Annotated in this window: 16 protein-coding genes; 1 reads left to right on the forward strand and 15 read right to left on the reverse strand. The window is 44.9% G+C overall.

Annotated elements, in window-relative coordinates; translation table 11 throughout:
- Positions 1–23: 23 nt before the first annotated feature.
- Positions 24–443, reverse strand: coding sequence for a cysteine metabolism transcriptional regulator CymR (cymR, locus tag BM210_RS00440; RefSeq protein WP_076231676.1), 420 nt, complete (start codon positions 441–443; stop codon positions 24–26).
- Positions 444–612: 169 nt separating this feature from the next.
- Here cymR and mnmA point away from each other — a divergent pair, with 169 nt between their 5' ends.
- Positions 613–1704 carry a tRNA 2-thiouridine(34) synthase MnmA gene (gene mnmA, locus BM210_RS00445; protein ID WP_091163496.1) on the forward strand — a complete coding sequence of 364 codons (1092 nt, stop codon included), beginning with the start codon at positions 613–615 and terminating at the stop codon, positions 1702–1704.
- Between the two features lie 115 nt (positions 1705–1819).
- Here the strand turns inward: mnmA and BM210_RS00450 are convergent, their stop codons facing one another.
- The 14 genes from BM210_RS00450 to secD all read right to left on the reverse strand — a co-directional run bounded on the left by BM210_RS00450 (position 1820) and on the right by secD (position 21364).
- The gene (locus tag BM210_RS00450; protein WP_091163498.1) at positions 1820–3160 is read right to left on the reverse strand and encodes a hemolysin family protein; all 1341 of its coding nucleotides are present in this window, start codon (positions 3158–3160) and stop codon (positions 1820–1822) included.
- Between the two features lie 331 nt (positions 3161–3491).
- Positions 3492–4817 carry a replication-associated recombination protein A gene (locus tag BM210_RS00455; RefSeq protein ID WP_091163500.1) on the reverse strand — a complete coding sequence of 442 codons (1326 nt, stop codon included), beginning with the start codon at positions 4815–4817 and terminating at the stop codon, positions 3492–3494.
- 163 nt (positions 4818–4980) lie between these two features.
- Positions 4981–5733 carry a tRNA threonylcarbamoyladenosine dehydratase gene (locus BM210_RS00460; RefSeq protein ID WP_091163501.1) on the reverse strand — a complete coding sequence of 251 codons (753 nt, stop codon included), beginning with the start codon at positions 5731–5733 and terminating at the stop codon, positions 4981–4983.
- A gap of 390 nt (positions 5734–6123) precedes the next feature.
- Positions 6124–7905, reverse strand: a complete 1782-nt coding sequence (gene aspS / locus BM210_RS00465) for an aspartate--tRNA ligase (protein WP_091163502.1) — start codon at positions 7903–7905, stop codon at positions 6124–6126.
- Positions 7906–7974: 69 nt separating this feature from the next.
- Entirely contained in the window at positions 7975–9252 is a 1278-nt protein-coding gene (hisS, locus tag BM210_RS00470; protein WP_091163504.1) for a histidine--tRNA ligase, read from the reverse strand.
- Between the two features lie 435 nt (positions 9253–9687).
- Positions 9688–11646: an FAD-dependent oxidoreductase gene (locus tag BM210_RS00475; RefSeq protein ID WP_091163506.1), complete on the reverse strand. Its 1959-nt coding sequence runs from the start codon at positions 11644–11646 to the stop codon at positions 9688–9690.
- 255 nt (positions 11647–11901) lie between these two features.
- Positions 11902–12078 carry a hypothetical protein gene (locus tag BM210_RS34585; protein ID WP_177237566.1) on the reverse strand — a complete coding sequence of 59 codons (177 nt, stop codon included), beginning with the start codon at positions 12076–12078 and terminating at the stop codon, positions 11902–11904.
- 156 nt (positions 12079–12234) lie between these two features.
- Positions 12235–12675 carry a D-aminoacyl-tRNA deacylase gene (dtd, locus tag BM210_RS00480; RefSeq protein WP_091163508.1) on the reverse strand — a complete coding sequence of 147 codons (441 nt, stop codon included), beginning with the start codon at positions 12673–12675 and terminating at the stop codon, positions 12235–12237.
- Between the two features lie 60 nt (positions 12676–12735).
- Complete coding sequence (locus BM210_RS00485) at positions 12736–14928, reverse strand: RelA/SpoT family protein (protein ID WP_091163510.1); 2193 nt, start codon at positions 14926–14928, stop codon at positions 12736–12738.
- 145 nt (positions 14929–15073) lie between these two features.
- A complete protein-coding gene (locus BM210_RS00490) occupies positions 15074–15586 on the reverse strand; it encodes an adenine phosphoribosyltransferase (RefSeq protein ID WP_091163512.1) in 513 nt (170 codons plus the stop codon).
- Positions 15583–18030: a single-stranded-DNA-specific exonuclease RecJ gene (recJ, locus tag BM210_RS00495; protein ID WP_091163514.1), complete on the reverse strand. Its 2448-nt coding sequence runs from the start codon at positions 18028–18030 to the stop codon at positions 15583–15585. The genes BM210_RS00490 and recJ overlap by 4 nt, the downstream gene beginning before the upstream one ends.
- A gap of 190 nt (positions 18031–18220) precedes the next feature.
- Positions 18221–19183, reverse strand: coding sequence for a cation diffusion facilitator family transporter (locus tag BM210_RS00500; protein WP_371263397.1), 963 nt, complete (start codon positions 19181–19183; stop codon positions 18221–18223).
- Between the two features lie 53 nt (positions 19184–19236).
- Positions 19237–20148, reverse strand: a complete 912-nt coding sequence (secF, locus tag BM210_RS00505; RefSeq protein ID WP_256223181.1) for a protein translocase subunit SecF — start codon at positions 20146–20148, stop codon at positions 19237–19239.
- Entirely contained in the window at positions 20138–21364 is a 1227-nt protein-coding gene (gene secD, locus BM210_RS00510) for a protein translocase subunit SecD (RefSeq protein WP_091163518.1), read from the reverse strand. Before secD ends, secF begins: the two co-directional genes overlap by 11 nt.
- Positions 21365–21451: the final 87 nt, after the last annotated feature.

The following is a 21451-nucleotide window of genomic DNA, read 5'->3' on the forward strand; positions in this document are numbered from 1 at the left end:
TAACTCCATTATCTTCATCTGAATTAAATATAGAACATGTAGCTATCGCTGACCCCTTCACCTTTGAAGCTGATTAAATCCTTCAATGTGGTGGAATCAAGCACGGTTGCGATGCTATCCCGAATACGTACCCACAAATCGCGTTTGGCTGGATCATCCTCTTCGGTAAAATCAACAGGGCTAATGGGTCCTTCCAGCACCCGAATCACATCGCCTGCAGAAATGTCTTCTGCCAGCTTGGACAAAATGTAGCCGCCATAGGCTCCTCGAATACTTTTGACTAATCCTGCATTTCGCAAAGGAGCAACCAATTGCTCTAGGTAGTGTTCAGAAAGCTGATGCTTCTCGGCAATACTTTTTAATGAGGTGGGTCCTTCTCCGTACCTGGACGCCAGTTCCATCATAATTGTTAAACCATATCGGCCTTTGGTAGAAATTTTCAAGTCGAGCACCTCATTTACATTTCAATACATTATGGTATCGTATATATGGTATCATAAATCCGTGTATATTGGGAGAAAAACCGTGTCATATTCATGAAATATTTATTATTCGGGTCAACCTATGTATAATACAAGATAAACGTAAAGCAGCAAGGAGAGAATATCCATTATGAATAAGCAAACACGAGTCGTTCTCGGGATGTCGGGCGGTGTCGATTCCTCAGTATCAGCTCTTCTTTTAAAAGAGCAAGGATACGAGGTTATCGGTGTTTTTATGAAAAACTGGGATGATACCGATGAGTGGGGCCACTGCACCGCTGAAGAAGATTCTGAGGATGTCCGCAGAGTATGCGATCAAATCGGCATTCCCTATTATACGGTAAATTTTGAGAAACAATACATGGATAAAGTATTTCAGTACTTTCTGGATGAATATCGTAAGGGTAGAACACCGAATCCCGATGTCATGTGCAATCGTGAAATTAAATTCGGTGAGTTCTTGAACAAAGCGCTTGAGCTGGGAGCAGACTTTATTGCAACTGGGCACTACGCACAAGTAGATCAGCAGGATGGCATTTATCGTTTACGGCGCGGGGTCGACAGCAACAAAGATCAAACGTACTTTTTAAATGCACTCAATCAATACCAATTGTCTAAGGCGATGTTCCCGATCGGACATTTACCGAAGCCTGAAGTTAGAGCCATAGCAGAGCGCGCAGGTCTTGCTACTGCAAAAAAGAAAGACAGTACAGGTGTATGTTTCATTGGGGAACGGGACTTTAAGGAGTTTCTGAGTGGATACTTGCCGGCCAAGCCTGGCGATATGCAGACGTTGGAAGGCGAAGTGAAGGGTCGCCATGACGGATTGATGTATTACACTTTAGGGCAGCGTCAGGGCCTTGGTATCGGTGGCGGCTCCGGCAGCGGTGAGCCCTGGTTTGTATCCGGTAAAAATCTCGAAACTAATGTGTTATATGTCGTGCAGGGGGAGCAGCATCCCAGTCTGTATTCATTAGGCTTGAAAGCCACAGATCTGAATTGGATTAGCGGAACGCTGCCGCAGCAAGAATTCCGATGTACAGCCAAGTTCCGTTATCGGCAGCCCGACCAAGGAGTTAGCGTCACTTTTAACGAAAAGGCACGTACCTGCGAGGTCACTTTTGACAAGCCGCAAAAAGCGGTCACACCGGGCCAATCCGTCGTATTTTATGATGGCGAGCTTTGTCTTGGCGGTGCTATTATCGATACGGTCATTTCTTAAACAGTCTATACTTTTGAACAAAAATTTTCAGAATGAACACAAAAAAGCGGACTATTCGGTGCAGTTACTCTGATAAGAGTACAAGCTGCATTCGGATATCCGCTTTTTAACGTATTTACATGCTCATGGGTAACGTAACCTCTTGTTCATCATGCTCACTGCGTTTAATAACCAAAATTCGTGCGATCCGTAAATGATCGGTTTCATCAATTACAAATTCGTATTCATTATTGTAATCAATCCGTTGGCTTCTTTTCGGAGGCATTTCTACCTGAGCATAAATCCAACCGCCAATGGTGTCATAGTCATCGGATTCGATTTCAACGCCAAAATAGCTGTTTACCTCTTCAATCAACATACGCCCATCGATAGAATGTGTTGAATCATCACGTTTTTCAATCTGAGGCCGTTCTTCATCGAACTCATCCTGAACTTCGCCGACAATTTCCTCAATAATATCCTCGAAAGTAACTAATCCTGATGTGCCGCCATACTCATCAATAAGCAGCGCCATTTGCGTTTTTCTTTTTTGCATCAGTTTCAGAAGCGCACTGATTTGCATCGATTCAGGAACTTTGGTAATCGGACGAATAATTTTTTTGATATTACCGATTCCGCGGTCTGACTTCAACAAATCCTTGATATGAACAAAACCGATAACGTTATCTTTGTCAGGATCACAAACCGGATAACGGGTATGCATTTCAGTAACAGCAATTTGTCGATTTTCCTCGTACGATAGATTCGCGTACAAACAAATCATCTCGGTACGGGGAATCATAATTTCACGAGCATTCGTTTCCGAAAACTCAAAAATATTGTCCATTAATGTTAATTCAGCATTATCAATGAGTCCGCTTTTATTGCTTTCCTTCATCAAGCCGCGAATTTCTTGTTCCGTATGTGCGGATTCATGCTCATCTGTAGGCTCTATTCCAGATTTGCGCAGCAACCAGTTGGACGTACCATTCAGAAACCAAATAAATGGATACATGATTTTGTAGAACAGGATCATTGGTCCTGCAGCCATCATCGTAATTTTCTCTGGCATGCGAATCGCGTAGGTTTTGGGAAACTGTTCCCCAAGGGTAATATGAAAGGATGTGATGATCGTAAATGCAATAACAAACGAAATCGTATGCTGGATCGTTTCAGGGATTTGCAGCGGCTGCAACACCGGTTGGAGCAGTTTAGCTATTGCTGGTTCACCAATCCAGCCAAGCCCTAAGGAAGCAAGCGTAATTCCTAATTGGCAGGCTGATAAGTATCCGTTAAGGTTTCTCATGATGATTTGAGCAAACTTGGCATTGCGGTTACCTTCCTTAACCAGCACATCAATGCGGCTATGACGAACCTTGACCAAAGCAAACTCTGCTGCCACAAAAAAGCCGTTTAAGAATACCAAAAGCAAAACTAAACTTAAATTCCAAAGTATCGGTAATGGGTCACTACTCAATTAATTTCCTATTCTCCTCGTTCGAGATGAATAGGTACACCTCCCCTAAATTCACAATTTTTTTGAGACACTTGAAGCTAATATATATGAGATCTTTTAAACATAAATATGGATATCATATGCAAAAAGTGATTCGATGCTTAATAAAAAAGCCTTCCTAATCCTTTTATGAGCATCATATAACTCTATAATTAAATTATATATGATTAAACTATACAGTCAAACAGCGGGCTATGCTTAAAAGTTAACCAAATCAGTCAAAAAGCTTGATCAGTTAAACTTATACCGACAATTAGCCTAAAATGAGCCTAAAATGAGCTAGCCTGACCTATTATCGCGATTTTCGCTGCTTTTGCCCGTTTCTGCGCTCTTGATTGAGCCTTATCTTATCCTCCATGCCCTGCTCGGTTGCCTCGTAGAAGGACTGCTCCTGCAGCTTGTCTGGCAAATACTGCTGATCCACATAATGTCCCGGATAGTTATGGGGATATTGATAACCCACGTGCCCCAGCTTCTCCGATCCCTTGTAATGTGTATCACGCAAATGTATAGGTACCTCAGCTGCTCCCAGCTGCTCAAAGGCTCCCATGACTTTTCCAATAGCAATAGGTATCGCATTCGATTTGGGACTCTCAACGGCAAACAGAATCGCTTGAGCAATCACATACTTCGATTCCGGCCAGCCGATCTTATGATAGGCATCCATCGCCGTCACGGATTGCAGCATCGCTTGTGGATTAGCCAAACCTATATCCTCACTGCTGGCTACGATCAAGCGGCGCAGAAATGTCATCGGATCCATCCCCAGCTTCTCTACCGCATACAGGAACCAGAACAGCGCCGCGTCACTGGAGCCGCGGATGCTCTTGTGGAAGGCTGAGAGCACATCGTATTGCGTAGACTCATCCGCTTTGACGGTAGGACGCCGGATCGATTCCTCTGCCACCTCAAGTGTCAGATGGACCACCCCACTCGTATCCGGTGGAGTCGTTAGAGCAGCAAGCTCAAGCGCATTAAGGGCGCGACGAATATCGCCCCCAGCCATACGAGCAATATGCGCAAGCGCTTCCTCCGAAGCTGTAATGGGCAGTGAACCCAACCCACGCTCCCGGTCAACAAGCGCTCGGCGCAGCGCCACAAGAGAGTGCGCTTGAGTTAAGGCTTGAAGCTCAAATAGTGTCGATCTTGACAATAGTGCGCCATTCACATGGTGAAACGGATTTTCGGTCGTCGCTCCGATGAGCACAATAATCCCCTGTTCAACAGCTGGCAGCAGCGCATCCTGACGCGACGTATTGAAACGATGCACCTCGTCCAGAAACAAAATGGTTTTGCGACCGTATAACGTCTTGTTATCTTTTGCCTGTTCAATGACCTCACGCACATCTTTGACGGTTGCATCAACCGCGTTTAATTTAATAAATGTCCCTTGGGTGGCGTGGGATATAATGTTCGCAAGCGTTGTTTTCCCTGTACCCGGAGGGCCGTACAACAAAATCGAGGAGACCTGGTCCGCTTCTATGGCTCGTCGCAGCAGCTTGCCTGGACCTACGATTTGTTCCTGACCAATATATTCATCCAGTGTAACCGGTCGCATCCGATCTGCGAGCAGCTTCCCTGCAGGGCTTTTTTCCTCTGCTAATGAAAACAAATCCATTCTTCATCCACAACCTCTGTCGTATTCGTCAATCAGGTATTTATATACTAAAAAGCACAGGAAGAACTCCGTAAGGAGATTCCCCTATGCTTTCCATTATAAAGGACAATTTCGGCGTTTACAAAATGTGGTCCCACCGTTTGCTCGCTTCACTCCGAAATCTTCAGTCCCTATTCACCTTTTCCAGCAAATCCTTCACAACGACACTAACCGCAATTAATCCCGCTACAGGCGGTACGAAAGCATTGCTGGCCGGTGGCTGCTTGGCTTTACGGATTTCAGGTGCGTTTTCCGGAACAATTTTTTGGGTAACATCCACTCTTGGCTTGATGGGTGCTTCCGTCGAAAAGACGACCTTGACTCCCTTTTTGATTCCATCCTTGCGCAGCTTGTTTCTGATGACACGGGCTAATGGGTCCATTGAGGTTTTGGAAATATCGGCAACCTGAAACTTGGTAGGATCCATTTTATTAGCCGCGCCCATACTCGATATAATCGGTATTTTACGTTCCAGACATTGTTTGATTAAGTGAATTTTGTAGCTGATCGTATCCGAAGCATCTACTACATAATCCAAAGGATAAGCAAACAACTGCTCATACGTTTCCTCTGTATAAAACATTCGCAAGGAAACGACGTCGCATTCCGGGTTGATTTGCAAAATACGATCACGCATCAAATCGGCTTTCGGCTGGCCAACCGTCGACATAAGAGCATGCACCTGACGGTTAATATTCGTAATGTCGACGACATCCTTGTCGATCAGCACGAGTCTCCCGATACCTGTTCGGGCTAAAGCTTCAGCAGCTATACCGCCTACGCCGCCAATGCCTAATACCGCTACGCAGCTATTACGCAGGACTTCCAGGCCTTCCGGCCCGATAGCAAGCTCCGTTCTTGAAAACTGGTGCAGCATGATTAATACCTCCTAAATGACCCTCCCAAACCCTCCCTATAGGGAGGGCCCCAAAGGGCTTTGCCCTCTGGACTCCCATTGTGGTATGCATACGGTTGGGTTCTCGGGTCGCTTTCGTCCCTGTGGGACACGCTTGACTACTAGTGTAATGCACGTGTGCCAGACTGTGTGTTCTCGGGTCGCTTATCGTCCCTGTGGGACACGCTTGACTACTGGTGTGATGCACGAATGCGAGACTGTGTGTTCTCGGGTCGCTTTGGCCCCTGCGGGACGAAGCTTTACTGCTGGTGTGATGCACGAATGCGAGACTGTGTGTTCTCGGGTCGCTTTGGCCCCTGCGGGACGAAGCTTTACTGCTGGTGTAGAGACTTCACTTACTTACTTACTTACTTACGCCTTGGCAGCGGGCTGCTTAAGCGCTAGACGTATGGACAATTGTTCCAGTTGTTTATCGTCTACTGGACCTGGTGCATCTGTAAGCAAGCAGGTAGCGCTCGCGGTTTTAGGGAACGCAATCGTTTCACGCAGGTTGGTGCGTTTTGTAATTAACATCACTAGACGGTCAAAGCCGAAGGCAATTCCGCCGTGTGGAGGAGTTCCGTATTCAAAGGCTTCTAGAAGGAAGCCGAATTTTTCTTGCGCTTCTTCTTTACTGAAGCCGAGTGCCTTGAACATTTGCTCTTGAACCTCACGCTTGTAGATCCGCATCGAACCGCCGCCAACTTCGTAGCCGTTTAATACAAGGTCATAAGCTTGTGCTCTGATCTTGCCTGGATCAGTATCGAAGAAATGCATGTCTTCTTCGTTAGGACGGGTGAACGGATGGTGCTCGGCAACATAACGTTTGGCTTCTTCATCGTAGCCCAACAGCGGGAAGTCCATAACCCACGCGAATTTAAATTCATTCTCGTCGATTAGACCCAGATCGCGTCCGATTTTTAAACGAAGGTTACCTAATACATCAGCAACCACCTTTTTGGTATCTGCTGAGAATAACAGGAGATCGCCCTCTTCTGCTTCCAGACGAGTTTTTAACGCAGCAAGCTCTTCTTCTGAGAAGAATTTAACGATAGGGCCTTTCATTTCACCTTCCTTGAGTACAACCCAAGCCAGACCTTTAGCGCCGTAACGTCCGGCAAATACGCCCAAATCGTCAATTTCCTTACGACTCCAGCTGCCGCAGCCTTTAGCATTAAGTGCTTTAACTTGGCCACCTTTTTCAACAACGGAAGCAAATACTTTAACACCGGAATTAACCACGATATCGGAAACATCCTTGAGTTCCAATCCGAAACGCAAATCAGGTTTATCTGAGCCGTATTTGCCCATTGCGTCTGCATAGCTGATACGTTGGAACGGACGTGCAAGCTCGGTGCCAGTCGTTACTCTGAACAGCTCAACAGTAAGCTCCTCCATCATATCCAACAATTGATCCTGCGATAGGAAAGAAGTCTCAACGTCGACTTGTGTGAATTCAGGTTGACGGTCCGAACGCAAATCCTCGTCACGGAAGCAGCGAGCAATTTGGTAATAACGCTCCAAGCCGCCTACCATAAGCAATTGTTTAAAAATTTGCGGGGATTGCGGTAAAGCAAAAAATTCACCCGGATGCACACGGCTCGGTACCAAATAATCACGCGCGCCTTCTGGCGTGCTTTTGGTCAAAATCGGTGTTTCCACTTCCAAAAAGCCATTGGCATCCAGGAAATCACGGAATACTTTGGCAGCCTTGGAACGCAGCATCAGCGTACGCTGCATTTCCGGACGACGCAGGTCCAGGTAACGGTATTTCAAACGCAGAGATTCGTCGATTTCGATTCCGTCCTCGATGAAAAATGGCGGGTTTTTGGCAGCATTCAAAATTTCGATTTCTGTTACTTGAATTTCGATTTCACCGGTTTGCAGGTTAGCATTAATCGTAGCCGCATCACGCTCAACGACTTTTCCGCTTACAGCTAATACGTATTCGTTACGTGCACGGTCACCGATGGTCAAGGCTTCTCCTGAAAAATCAGGATTAAATACGATTTGAACCAAACCGCTGCGATCACGTAAGTCAATGAACAAGACGCCGCCCAAATCGCGTCTTCTTTGTACCCAACCGTTCAGAATAACGGTCTCTCCTACGTTCGCTTTCGTTAACGCTCCACAATGATGGGTTTTCAACAACATGACTATCATCAACCTCCAGGTTTTGTTAGATAAATTTTGCCATTTTTATTATTAAACTTAAAAAATTAATTAAAGATGCTTTAATGTCTTCATGTGTGCTACAAATTGCGCCAACTGCACGGTTTGCTGCTCGCCATTTTCCATTGACTTGATCGTGATCTCGCCGCGTGTTAGCTCATCATCACCGAGGATAGCAACATAAGAAGCTTTATAGCGATCAGCTGATTTCATTTGTGCCTTGATTTTACGGCCCAAATAATCCTTTTCTGCCTTCAGACCAGCCAGTCGAAGCAATTGCAATTGTTTGGTGACTTCCTTCTCGGCAGCTTCTCCCAAGCCTACTAAATAAATATCTAGCAGCTTTACAGCCGGAAGCTCGACATTTTGCGCCTGTAGGATGAGTAGAGTACGTTCCAGACCAAGTCCGAGTCCAACTCCAGGCTGATCATTGCTGCCTCCGCCAATTTGGCCTACAAGACCGTTATAGCGGCCTCCACCACCAATGGTATCAATTGCGCCGATACCCGCTGCCTTATACTCAAACGCCGTATGCGTGTAGTAATCAAGACCGCGGACCAAGCGTGGATTAATTCGGAAAGGAATATTCATCGCACTCAAATGCTCCTGGACCGCTGCAAAATGAGCCGTACATTCTTCATCCAAATATTCCAATATAGTTGGTGCGCCCTCGCAATGCTTTTGATCCACCTTGCAATCCAGTATACGCATTGGATTCCGATCATAGCGGGATTGGCAATCTGAGCAGAGCTGGTCTTTCACAGGAGCAAAAAACTCCTGAAGCTTCTGCTTGAATACGTCGCGACAGGCAATCGTTCCAACTGAGTTGATATCAACGGTTACATCCTTGATGCCAAGCTCATTGTAAAAAGTGTAACCAAGCGCGATCACTTCTGCATCAATACTAGGGTCAACTGATCCGAATGCTTCAATGCCGAATTGATGAAACTGCCGATAACGTCCAGCTTGCGGCTGCTCGTATCGGAACATGGGACCGATATAAAACAGCTTACTGACATCCGGCTCTCCAAATAGCTTATTTTCCACATAAGCTCGGACAACACCTGCGGTTCCTTCCGGCCTTAGTGAGAAGCTTAACGGCTTATTACGATCCCCTTTAGCTTCAAAGGTATACATTTCCTTTTCAACGATATCTGTGGTTTCACCAACACCACGTTGAAACAGCTCCGTGTTCTCAAAAATCGGTGTGCGAATTTCACGATAGTTGAATCGTTGGCACAGCTCACGCGCCTTGGATTCTACGTACTGCCATTTTTCAATCTCTCCAGGAAGCAGATCCTGGGTTCCCTTTGGTTTCTGAATACTCATGTACGGCTGCTCCTTTCTTGTTTTGCCGGATCTGGACGAAAATTAAAAAAGCTCCCGCCCCCGACATTAATTTGTCAGGGACGAGAGACTTATCAACGAAGTCATCCCGCGGTACCACCCACGATTTGCATCTTAGCGTTCCAGATGCACACTCAAAGCGGTTAACGCCCGCTATACGCAAATCGGCTACTATACGACATCTAATTGCCGTAGTTCCCCGTTTGTCCTCCGGGAGGTCTGTTCGTTCGTTTCACATAAGGAAGCTTGCAGCTTGAGCTTCCCTCTCTGTTTATGCGAGGGTACGAAGTACTTGATCCCATCAACGGATATATAATCCCATTCAATAACCATTATTGTAATAGCGAATTTTGGCAAAGTCAAGCCATTTGCTTGATAATGTGTGCTTAGAGCTTTCAAGCTCTCAGTTCATTATATTTATTTTGCCGCATTAATGTACTTGTATACATCGTTAATCAGCATATAAGTATCGCCATTCGTTAATTCCTGCTTTTTGGAAATCCCGTCCACAGTTCCTTTGCTTAGGATTCCTTTGGTCAGCAAATTGTTCAAAGCATTCTCTGCTGTTGCATCCTGCTTCAGTAGTGATGCAATCATTTGAGCTGCTGATTCCAGCGTCAATGGCTGCTTAGCAGGTTCATTAACCTTAGCGATCACCGTTGAAGGACTGCCTGACATCGCACTTGGTTTGAACTTGCGCATGCCCTCAAGCATATTGACCATTCGCTTCTGATTCGAAGCTACGTCCAGACTAAAATCATTCTTGTAACCGCCGCTGGAAAGTCCAAGGCTAATCGCTGTCTTTAAACCCTCGTAGGATTTGTGCTGCATATATGGAGCCGGCTGGATACTAAATGGCTTTAAGTCCATACCTTGATTATTCAGCATTGCGTGAAGCTTGGCAATGGATTCTTTAGATGCGGATAACTGCCGGAAGCTCATATTTTGCTCAATAGCGATCTTGACCGAAGCTCCTGCAGCTTCGCCCTCAGCCATACCGACAGGCACAACACGTGCACTCCCATGAGGAAGTGTATCATAGCTTGCTGCTCTGCCAACGACTAGCAATCCGTCAACCTTGAGCGGTACAATACTGCGGTAAGGCACCGCATATTTATCCGGATCAATGACGACAGCTCCATTGTCCTTAGGGCTTGTCCGCTGAATATCGACAGGGTATCCGCCAAATGCGATACGATCCCATTGATCACGATTTTCAAGCAAATCGATAATAGACAATCTATATTCACCTTGCATATGACGTGATTCACGCACGTACAGCTCAGGCGCAATGCCTGCCAGCTCCACCCCTTCAAATTCAGGGTACTGCTGCTTGAGATATGCCAGGACATGAGGCAACTCGTCTTTAGCAATCTGGAAAGCTTCTTGCCGTGATTTAGGGTCAAAAGGATCGACATCAAAAATTTGCAGTGCATTAACGAGCATCGTATTATCGTTTTGCCGTCCGCCGTTCAGGCCGCGCATCCTGACCTTTTCTTTATTTACAGCAGGGTAATCCTGCATCTTGGTTAAACCCCACAAACTCATTTCATTAATTCCGTAGGCACCAAGACCTTTATCCTCAGCTTGTATCGGCTTGCTGAAGCTGGCCCACCGTTCGGGTGTAATATCGTTGAGTCTGAATACGGCTGTAACCGCCATCCTGCTTTTGGGATCCATCAAGTCTTCGCGTCCTACTGTAAAAGGAACTCCAGCAGCAGCAGCAATATCTCCATCCTGTGTCGCATCAATAACTGCCTTCGCTTCGATAGCAAGCCTGCTGCCATCTGATTTGGTGACGACTACGCCTGTTACACGGGGAAGCGCTCCCGCTCCCGCAGGGGCCATTTGCGGCTCAATCTTCTTGGTTTTCATCAGCAGATCGATATTGGGTTCTCTGCTCACGATATCATTAAAAACATTAGCTGCAGTTACGACATCGAAGGAATCTCCTTCAGTGCGACCATACCATTCGCTGAATATTCCTTTATTCATAATGTCATGAGTAGATAATAGGCCTTTACTGGGCTCATAGTTCATATCTAGACTGTTCAACCAACCTAATGTCATTAATCCACCTAATATCTCGCGATCATAACCATCCACTAAAAGCGTTTTTAATCCGTTGCGCGCTGCGGATACCGCTGCAGTTATTCCTTCCGGATCTGTCCCCACTACGACGAGGTCATAGCTGTTCTTAATATTTTTCGTAACTTTTACTTCAGCTAGCTGCTGCGGCTTGCCAAGTCCTCCGCTTGAAACCCTTTTACTAGCTAACAAATATGTACCTGCTCCTATTACTGCCACTAGCAGCACGGCAAACACTGCCAACTGCCATCCTTTATTATTTCCAGTTGAATAGCCTGCTTTCCTCATCCTGCACCTCGTAAGTATCATTTTTATAGATCCATAAATTGCCAAATTGCCAGTTAAATAGCCCGTACCTTCTAAATACGAGACATCGATGACAATGGTTGCATTTGTTCGCTAAAATTCAACAAATGATCATAATTTGAGGCCTGTCCGCTTGATGTTCAGCCCAAAACTAGATTAAGTGTATCACAGGTCAAGAGCAGAAAAAAAAAAAAACCGCCATAGGGTACCCTGGCGATTTGCTTAATCTGCATGTTGTTAACGATAGGTTCGACGAGGCTGCTGCTTTAACTGCTCTGTAAAAGAGGAATAGTCTGCGGTCAGCTCATTGCCATTCAAACTGGCAGCAACCATCCCGACTGACTCCCCCAAACCACAGGAAAGCAACTGCTGCTCAGGCCGATAAACAATATTTTGATTTATGGACTTGCGCATGGGTATTAAGCTCCTTTGAGTAATAGCTGAACAAGCTGAAGACTCGTTCACTGCTGAGCTTATTATTTCCATATCAAAATATATTTATCCGTATGCTGATTCGTTTATGAAACGCTTTTTCACCAAATATCCTAACCATTCAAGCTATTCAAATAACTACTGGCTGTCGATAATTAAAGTGACCGGACCGTCGTTAACTAAAGATACATCCATCATCGCTCCAAACACTCCGGTTTCTACCTTTAAACCAAGTCTGCGAAGATGGTCATTAAATTGCTCATATAAGGGTTCAGCATGCTCCGGTTTGGCTGCAGCCATAAAGTTGGGCCGTCTGCCCTTACGACAATCCCCATAAAGTGTAAACTGAGAAATCGATAAGATTTCTCCTTCTGTTTCGGAGATGGAAAGATTCATTTTACCCGTCTCGTCCTCAAATATACGAAGTCCGGCTATTTTCTCAGCCGCATATCGGGCGTCCTGCTCTGTATCCTCATGAGTAACACCAACCAGTAGAACAAGTCCATGCCGAATCGAACCGACCGCTACACCTTCTACCTCAACGCTAGCCTGTTTACTACGCTGAACAACAATACGCACGTGCTTACACCTCAATCCTTCGTGCTAACCATTAGTCCCTAATTGGAATAACTCGTAACCTTAAGTTTGCATAATCCGATGCACCGAGTAGATGTCACGGATCCGTTTGATTTTTTCAACGACAGAGTGCAAATGCTCAATATTGCGAATCAATATCGACATATGAATTACCGCCATTTTGTTCTTGTCCGTACGGCCGGAGACAGCTGATATGATCGTTTTGCTTTCCGAAACTGCCTGCAGGACTTCATTTAACAAGCCCATACGGTCATGTCCGGCTATTTCAATCTCCACGTTATAGCTGGCTTCCACCGAATCTACCCACTCCACTTCAATCAGACGGTTGCCTTCTTCACTTCCATCAATTGCAGGAATGTTCGTACAATCCTCCCGATGCACGGAAACACCTCTGCCGCGGGTGATATAGCCAACAATGACATCACCCGGAACCGGGTTGCAGCAGCGTGCAAAACGAACAAGCAAATTGTCCACGCCTTTAACACGAACCCCATGTGTTGGCCTGCTTTTCTTCTCGGCAGGAGCTGTCTTGACTTCTTTAATCTCATTGGTGAGCTGGAGCGCTTGCTGCTGCGCTTCTTCTGCTTCTTTACGTAATTTATCAGTAAGACGGGTAACGATTTGTGCAGCTGTAATCCCACTAAAGCCAACCGCAGAGAACATATCCTCGACTTCATGGAAATTAAACTTTTTGGCAACCTCCATAAGCTCATTTTCTTTCATCAGGGTTGACGGCTCAAGACCCAATCGTTTCAGCTCACGTTCAATCGCTTCTTTACCCTTTTCTACATTTTCCTCACGCTTTTCCTTCTTGAACCACTGCCGAATTTTGCTGCGGGCATGTGAGGATTGGGCCAGCTTGATCCAGTCCTGACTTGGGCCATAAGAGTGCTTAGAGGTCAATATTTCAATGATATCTCCAGTTTTCAAACGATAGTCCAAAGAAACAATGCGACCATTTACTTTGGCACCAATGGTTCGGTTACCGATCTCCGTATGAATGCGATAGGCAAAATCAAGCGGAACCGAGCCGGCAGGCAGTTCGATAACCTCGCCTTTAGGCGTAAAAACAAATACAAGATCGGAGAAAAAGTCCATCTTTAATGATTCCACAAATTCGGAAGCGTCCTCAGCGTCCTGCTGAAGCTCCAATATTTCACGGAACCAGCTCATTTTATCTTCGAAGCTGCCTGATGGTACGACACTTCCCTCTTTATAGGCCCAGTGCGCAGCTACCCCGTATTCCGAAGTTCTATGCATATCACCAGTACGAATCTGTACTTCAAGCGGTTCACCTTTGGGACCAATTACGGTCGTATGCAGAGACTGGTACATATTCGATTTAGGCATAGCAATATAGTCCTTAAACCGTCCTGGCATAGGCTTCCAAAGTGTATGAATGATACCAAGTGTAGCATAACAATCCTTTATATTATCCACGATAATACGCAGCGCAAGCAGGTCATATATTTCATTGAACTGCTTATTGCGAGCTGTCATCTTTTTATAAATGCTATAGATGTGCTTAGGCCGACCGGAAATATCCGGCTCTATCCCCATCTCGGATAGCTTTTCGCTGACATTATGCACAACGTCCTCGATATATTGCTCACGTTCTACACGCTTTTTTTGCATCAAATTGACGATTCGGTAATATTGCTGCGGGTTTAGGTAACGAAGAGCAATGTCCTCCATTTCCCACTTGATCGCAGAGATCCCCAATCTGTTGGCAATCGGACAAAATATCTCGAGGGTTTCATCGGCAATACGCCGCTGACTTTCCTCAGATTGATATTTTAATGTGCGCATATTGTGCAGGCGATCGGCCAATTTGATGAGAATAACCCGAATATCCTGAGCCATTGCGACAAACATTTTACGATAATTTTCGTTTTGATGCTCTTCCTTGCTTTTGAATTTAATTTTCTCAAGCTTGGTCAAGCCATCAACGATCATAGCACAGGTTTTACCGAATTTGGCATTTACAATGTCCAGCGAAACGGTCGTATCTTCAACGACATCGTGAAGCAGCGCGGCGATGATTGAAGTTGCATCCATCTGCATGTTGACAACGATGTCCGCAACTGCTAATGGATGTAAAATATAAGGCTCGCCAGACTTGCGAACTTGCCCGGAATGGGCTTGCTCTGCAAATTCGTATGCTTCCCTTATACGCTTCAAATCATGTTCTTTTATAAACCCCGACGCCTTTTCAAGAAGCTGCTCAATCCCCATTCGCTTTACTCATTCCCTTAATTCGATTTTAGTCCATTATGCATTTTTCATAGGCAATACGTCAACTTATTTACGACAATTCGACAACTTTTGTCGAAAACAAAACCCGGATCTACTGTCCGGGTTTTGTATCAGAACGTACCTTTTAGTACGTTACCAGTGAAATAATATCTATCGGACCCAGCTTTTCGCGTCCATTCAGATCCAAAAGCTCAATCAAAAAAGCAGCCCCGATCACTTGTCCACCTAACTGCTCTATCAGGTTTATCGAGGTCGCAATGGTTCCACCTGTAGCCAATAAATCATCAGCAATTAGTACTTTCTGACCTGGCTTAATGGCATCTTGATGCATAGCAAGCTTATCCTTACCATATTCCAAAGCGTAATCGGCTTCAATCGTATGGCCCGGGAGCTTACCGCTTTTACGAATCGGTACGAAACCTACTCCTAATGCGATGGCGAGTGGTGCACCAATAACGAATCCTCTGGCTTCCGGTCCGGCGATACAGTCAATTTCCACTTCCTTTAACTGACGGGCCAGTTCGTTAATGACCTCCCGATACACAGGTCCATTTTGCAATAATGTAGTAATATCCTTAAAGCTGATGCCAGGCTGCGGAAAATCCTCAATCACACGGATATACGGTTTAAAATTCATACAATTCCCTCCAATAATGGTTTGTTCGATTGTTTTTGCTGCATTAGCCGTTCTTGCAGCTCCTGGCTACTTGAGTAAAGCAAGGCTTGCTCTATCTCGACATTTTGCTGCCGATTTTGGTAAATCTGAGATTGAGTTAGCTCTTTTTTGTCAGGTTTGTCTACAAGCTTATAACTGCCAGAAGCTTTTGTCATCAATCCCAGTTCGGTAAATACATCCAGCATAAATTGAATAAGACTCGAAGAAAGTCCTGAACGCTTCGACAGGCTGTCTATAAAAGCTGCCGGGGGTCTTGCTGCAGCCTGCTGTTGAACGGCTCCGTACACGGTTTTAAACATATCCCGCGATGGCAGAGCACCTTCATAGACAGTACCACCCTGATAAAATATAGCATATATTCGCTCCATACCCACTGCCGAACTAACAGCTGCACTCAGACCTGATAAGTCTGAAGGAAGATCGAAAAGAATAAGATCGGTCACCAATGGTAGGCTGACCTGCTTTGCAAGCTCATTCAAAGGCAGCAGACTATTATCCTTCTCTTTTATCAAGCACCATACCGGTAGCTCATTCACAAAGCGCCCGAGCATGCTCTCATTATGGGATTGAAACAAGATAATGCCTGCGTGTGCCTCGCCACCTGAGCGTCGACTATCAATCTCTTTGACCCTCTCCATCAGCTCGGCCAGCTTAGGCTCAATCTTGGCAATGCCCCGCCAGTCAAATAATTGCCTGTGAGCAATCCGTAAATCCTGAATCATCACCTGAGGCTTACGAACTCCGTTCCATTCATTTATGGAAAGCTCTCCAAGAACATCCATAGCTGCTGTAGATGATATCCAGGGCAGCAGCGCGCTTTTATGAAAGCCTACGGCATCGAGGGTAGCGGCACTTTCTTCCTTACTTGTCTTCAGAGTAATTTTCACATGCTGCTGTTCTTTACCTATGGTACGAAGCTCTTTATAATTGGCATTCCTAATGATTACCTTGGGTGTAGGATTCCCCATGCCGAAAGGTCCAAGCAGCTCCAGCTGTTGAACAGTTGTTACGCCGATTTCCTTTAGAGAGCATACCATATCTACATCCATATAGGGAGTATAGTCCTCGGTGCATAACCATTCTTCAGCCAAAACGTTCAAACGCCGCTCCAGCTCAGGCAAATGCTCTCTTGCGAGAGTTAATCCTGCGGCAGCCTGATGTCCACCGTAATGATCAAGCAGGTCTTGGCAATGACTTAATGCTTGATACAAATCATAGCCAGCGATGGATCGTGCAGAGCCTTTTGCCATGCCTGTCTCTTTATCGATACTTAACACAAGCGTAGGGCGATAATATTTGTCGACCAGTTTGGAAGCAACAATACCGACAACTCCTACATTCCAGCCCTCTTCCGCAACGACCAGCACCTGTTTGAGCGGCTCTGATTTGCTTTCCTGAACAATCGCATAGGCTTGCTTCGTCATCTCTTCAACAATTCTTTGACGTTCTTTGTTCAGCTGATCCAGCTGATAAGCCATACGTTCAGCATCCTGCTGACTATCGGTAGTGAGTAATCGAACCGCTTCGTCAGCATGCTCAAGCCTACCACTAGCATTGATCCGAGGGGCTAAAGTAAAACCAATATGCGTTGAATTGATATCTTTTAAGTTAATACCCGCCGCATCAAACAAAGCACGTATCCCTAAATTAGACGAAGACTGCATACGTTTAAGCCCTTGCTTGACGATCATCCGATTTTCATTCAATAAGGGCATCAAATCGGCTACCGTACCAATAGCTGCGAACTCCAACAGCTCAGCTGGCCAACGACCCAACAGCGCTTGAGCCAGCTTGAAAGCAACTCCAACGCCTGCCAGCTGCTTGAAAGGATATGGACAACCTGGTTTTTTAGGATTGATAATTGTACAGTCCTGCGGCAGGTGCTCAGGTGGTTCGTGATGATCCGTCACGATGATATCAAGACCTATCTGTCTAGCATAAGCAATTTCCTCCACGGCACTAATACCGGTGTCCACTGTAATAATCAATTGAACACCCTGCTGTTGAGCCAAATCTAGAGCCTTGTTATTTAATCCATATCCCTCATGAGTGCGGTGCGGGATATAATAATCAAAGGACGCCTGAAGTTGATTCAGCAAATGGATCATCAAGACGGTGCTGCTGATACCATCCGCATCATAATCGCCATATACACGAATCTTGTCACCTTGTTCAATAGCTATAAGAATACGATCAACTGCTTCTCCCATTCCATCTAAAAGGAACGGATCATGATTCCAATCCGTTCCTTCATCTAGAAAAGCTTTGGCATGTTCAATATTCGTCATTCCTCGGGCAATAAGCAGACGAGCAAGCAAAGGTTCTATCTGAAGCTCCTGCGCCAGCATTTCCACTTGATCGTCATCCGCTTCAGTTATGTTCCATTTTGCCTTTGCGTGAAGCATATTTTACCCTCCTGAGAGTTTTGCGTTGCAAAACTGGCTTCGTAAGCTTTTGCTTAGCTTTCCTTCGGAAAGCTTACTTCGTAAGCTTCTACTACCAACTGCTTAAAAATGTGGTGAATAATACGCGAAGCAGCCAAGGCGTCAGCGTTCGGCTTTGTTTCCATAGCAGCGAGACTTATTCACCTGGTTTTCAATGAAGCATTGAAGAAAATTGGTCCTGCTCTAAATCAATGTTATTTTTATAGGGATATCCCGCATCATATGGATTGACATGAATATAAACCTCTGCGACATGAATATGCCGCTTCAACAAGGCTTGCTTGACCGTTTTTGCGATGTCGTGGCCTTCTAGCACACTGATTCGCGGGTTTACACTAATTTTTATATCCACGATCACATAATGTCCTTGTTCCCGTGCGCGCAAATATTCGACAGCAATAACTCCTTTAATAACCTGCACGGTGCGCATCAGCTCTGCCACATCCTCATCATGAAGGGAATGCTCTAACGTCTGATGGATGGACTCCATTACAAGACGGTAGCCCATTCTCACAACTAGTATGGCTACAAACAGACCTGCTAGCGGGTCAAGGTAATACAGGTAATTATTTCCCAGGTAATGACCGAATAAGGCACCAACGACACCAATCAATACCACAAATGAAGAATATACACCCAAGCGATGTTTCCGGGCGCTTGTAATCAAATCCTGATTCGACATTTTTTTGCCTAAACGATATTTATATTGAAACATAACCTCTTTAAGTATAATCGATATGACAATAGCAATGAGTGCCGTAGCTTTCGGAGGCGAATCCACTCCATAATAAATCGTTTTGATCGATGAAAAACAAATCTCAATACCAATAACCAATAGTAAAACCGAAACAATAATAGCGGCAATGGATTCAGCCTTCCCTTGTTTATAGAGAGGATTTCCATCAGGCTGTTTTTTGGCAGCACGCAGTCCCATCAGCATAGCAAAAGAATTTCCAGCAGTTGAAACCGAATACAGGGCATCGGCAATGAGTGCCTTACTTCCTGAGAAATAACCGAATAGACCTTTCAAGGCAGCAAGAAAAATATTTCCAATGATTCCGATCCAGTAGGCGAATTCCGTTTTTTGAAAACGTTCCTCTGTCAAAAGAGCCACTCCCTAAAATTGATAGAAAAGCCGCGGAACCGTTCAGTTCACGCGGCCAGCTATTATTCTTTTACTGCAGCTGCTCTTGGTTTAGAACTCAAGGATTTGTTTTTAAGTAAATACCACAATGGGCTGGCAATACAAATCGAGGAATAAGCTCCGGATGTTAATCCGATAATTTTGGCAAGTGCAAAAAGCTTAATGGATTCGCTGCCGAACACAAACAAACAAACAGCTGCTAGCAATACAGTAAGAACCGTGTAAATATTTCTTCTCATCGTCTGCCAAATACTATTATTCAGCAAATTGGAAAGGTCTTGAGTTGTTTTAATTTTGGAGAAACGGAGATTTTCCCGCACCCTGTCAAAAATAACGATTTTATCATTGATCGAATAACCTATAGTTGTTAAAATCGCCGCCAAAAATGGCAAATTAACTTCAAAGCGGAAAATCGCAAACATCGCAATAACGACACACGCATCATGTAAAATCGCAATAATAGCTGCGACTGCAAAACGCCACTCAAATCGAATGCTTACATAAATACAAATTGCGATACTTGCAATAGCCACTGCATAGATAGCCTTAAGACCCAGCTCACGTGCAATATCCGGGGATACTGTATTGACCTCCTGGGACACCTTATCACCAAAAGTGGAAACCATGGCCGCATTAATTTGTTTGATCTGGTCATCCGAAAGAATCAAATCAAATCTGGCAGAAATATGATCATTATTACCGCCAATGGAAACGACCGACGGCTTCAGATTGATACCATTAAAGACTTCTTCCGCTTTTTCCTTGGTTACGGTTTGAGCTACGTTAATATCAAGCCCTGTTCCCGCTTTAAAATCAACACCGAAATTCAAGCCGAAAATCGATGTGACAATAAATCCTACAATCAATATAACGATAGAAATTGTGAAAAATTTGTTGCGGTTTTTCATAAAATCAAAATGGTTTCTATAATCCACGAATTTCTGCCTCCTTTACCCCGTAGTAAGAAGGTTTCTTGAACTTGTTACTTTTAATAATTAAGTACAATAACATTCTTGAGAAAAATATGTTGGTTAGTACACTCAGGACAATACTCATAATGGTGGTAAGCGCAAATCCACGAATGGCACCATTACCGACATAGTAAAGCACACCAGCAGAGATGATATTGGTAATGTTAGCGTCCATTATCGTCCGGAAGGAATGCTTGGAACCTGATTTAAGAGAAGACATCAAGCTTTTTCCACTGCGTATTTCTTCCTTGATTCGTTCATAGGTGATGATATTGGCATCAACAGCCATCCCGATACCAAGCACAAAGGCGGCTATACCAGGAAGCGTCAAGGTTGCATTCATCCAGTCAAACACGACCAGCAGCAGCCATGTATAAGTGATCAAGGTGATCGCTGCTACTAAGCCAGGCAAACGATAAAAAATGACCATAAATACTAAAATCAGGATGGAACCGATCAAGCCCGCTCTTACGGTTTGATCCAACGAGGATTTACCCAATGAAGCTCCAACTACCTGAGTATACTTTTCGGTAAGCTTCAAAGGCAAAGCACCCAAATTGATGGTTGATGCCAGTTCAGTAGCTTCCTCAAACGTATAGTTACCAGAGATCGTTGCACTGCCATCTGTGATAACCGTATTGACAACCGGCGCAGACAACTGACGCTCGTCCAGATAAATAGCGAGCGGCTTACCAACAAGCTTCTCGGTTACTTTTTTGAATTTGTCCGGATCTTTAACTTTAATATTGATTTGCGGCCGATTTGATTGGTCGAAGCCGATTTTGGCTGCATTTTCCACGAAATCACTGCCCAGCATTTCCTTCGTTCCATCTGGCCCGCGGAAAGTAAGCTCAGCAGGTTTTTTAATAACCTTACGAACTTCATCCTCATTTTTCACATCAGCCAAACGTACACGAATCCGGTCTTTCCCCTCGGTCGTAATCTCTGGTTCTGCGATACCCAGCCCATCCGCCCTTTTCATTAAACTGTTCGCTGTTTGTTTTAAAGATTCAAGTGTAACGGGTTTACCTTCCTCAATAGGTTCCGCTACGTAAAGGATTTCAAAACCACCCTTTAAGTCCAACCCTAGTTTAATTTTTGCAACTAAACTTGGGCTTGTCCAGGCTATCAGTGCGAACGTAACTAGCACTACAGCCACAAATATTGCAATCCGTTTCATATAAGTAACGATCTCCTTCCAATCTCAATAGTCCTATTATACTCACCTGCTAAAAACGAGTCAATTTGATGATTTGCGACACGCCCA

This window comes from Paenibacillus sp. 1_12 (assembly GCF_900114475.1).
Taxonomy (GTDB): domain Bacteria; phylum Bacillota; class Bacilli; order Paenibacillales; family NBRC-103111; genus Paenibacillus_S.

Bases quoted from the DNA above. Each gene is read 5' to 3' on its own strand.
- mnmA (WP_091163496.1), top strand. From the start codon at position 613: ATGAATAAGCAAACACGAGTCGTTCTCGGGATGTCGGGCGGTGTCGAT.
- BM210_RS00455 (WP_091163500.1), bottom strand. From the start codon at position 4,817: ATGGATTTGTTTTCATTAGCAGAGGAAAAAAGCCCTGCAGGGAAGCTG.
- BM210_RS00460 (WP_091163501.1), bottom strand. From the start codon at position 5,733: ATGCTGCACCAGTTTTCAAGAACGGAGCTTGCTATCGGGCCGGAAGGC.
- aspS (WP_091163502.1), bottom strand. From the start codon at position 7,905: ATGTTGTTGAAAACCCATCATTGTGGAGCGTTAACGAAAGCGAACGTA.
- hisS (WP_091163504.1), bottom strand. From the start codon at position 9,252: ATGAGTATTCAGAAACCAAAGGGAACCCAGGATCTGCTTCCTGGAGAG.
- BM210_RS00475 (WP_091163506.1), bottom strand. From the start codon at position 11,646: ATGAGGAAAGCAGGCTATTCAACTGGAAATAATAAAGGATGGCAGTTG.
- BM210_RS34585 (WP_177237566.1), bottom strand. From the start codon at position 12,078: ATGCGCAAGTCCATAAATCAAAATATTGTTTATCGGCCTGAGCAGCAG.
- BM210_RS00485 (WP_091163510.1), bottom strand. From the start codon at position 14,928: ATGGGGATTGAGCAGCTTCTTGAAAAGGCGTCGGGGTTTATAAAAGAA.
- BM210_RS00490 (WP_091163512.1), bottom strand. From the start codon at position 15,586: ATGAATTTTAAACCGTATATCCGTGTGATTGAGGATTTTCCGCAGCCT.
- recJ (WP_091163514.1), bottom strand. From the start codon at position 18,030: ATGCTTCACGCAAAGGCAAAATGGAACATAACTGAAGCGGATGACGAT.
- secD (WP_091163518.1), bottom strand. From the start codon at position 21,364: ATGAAACGGATTGCAATATTTGTGGCTGTAGTGCTAGTTACGTTCGCA.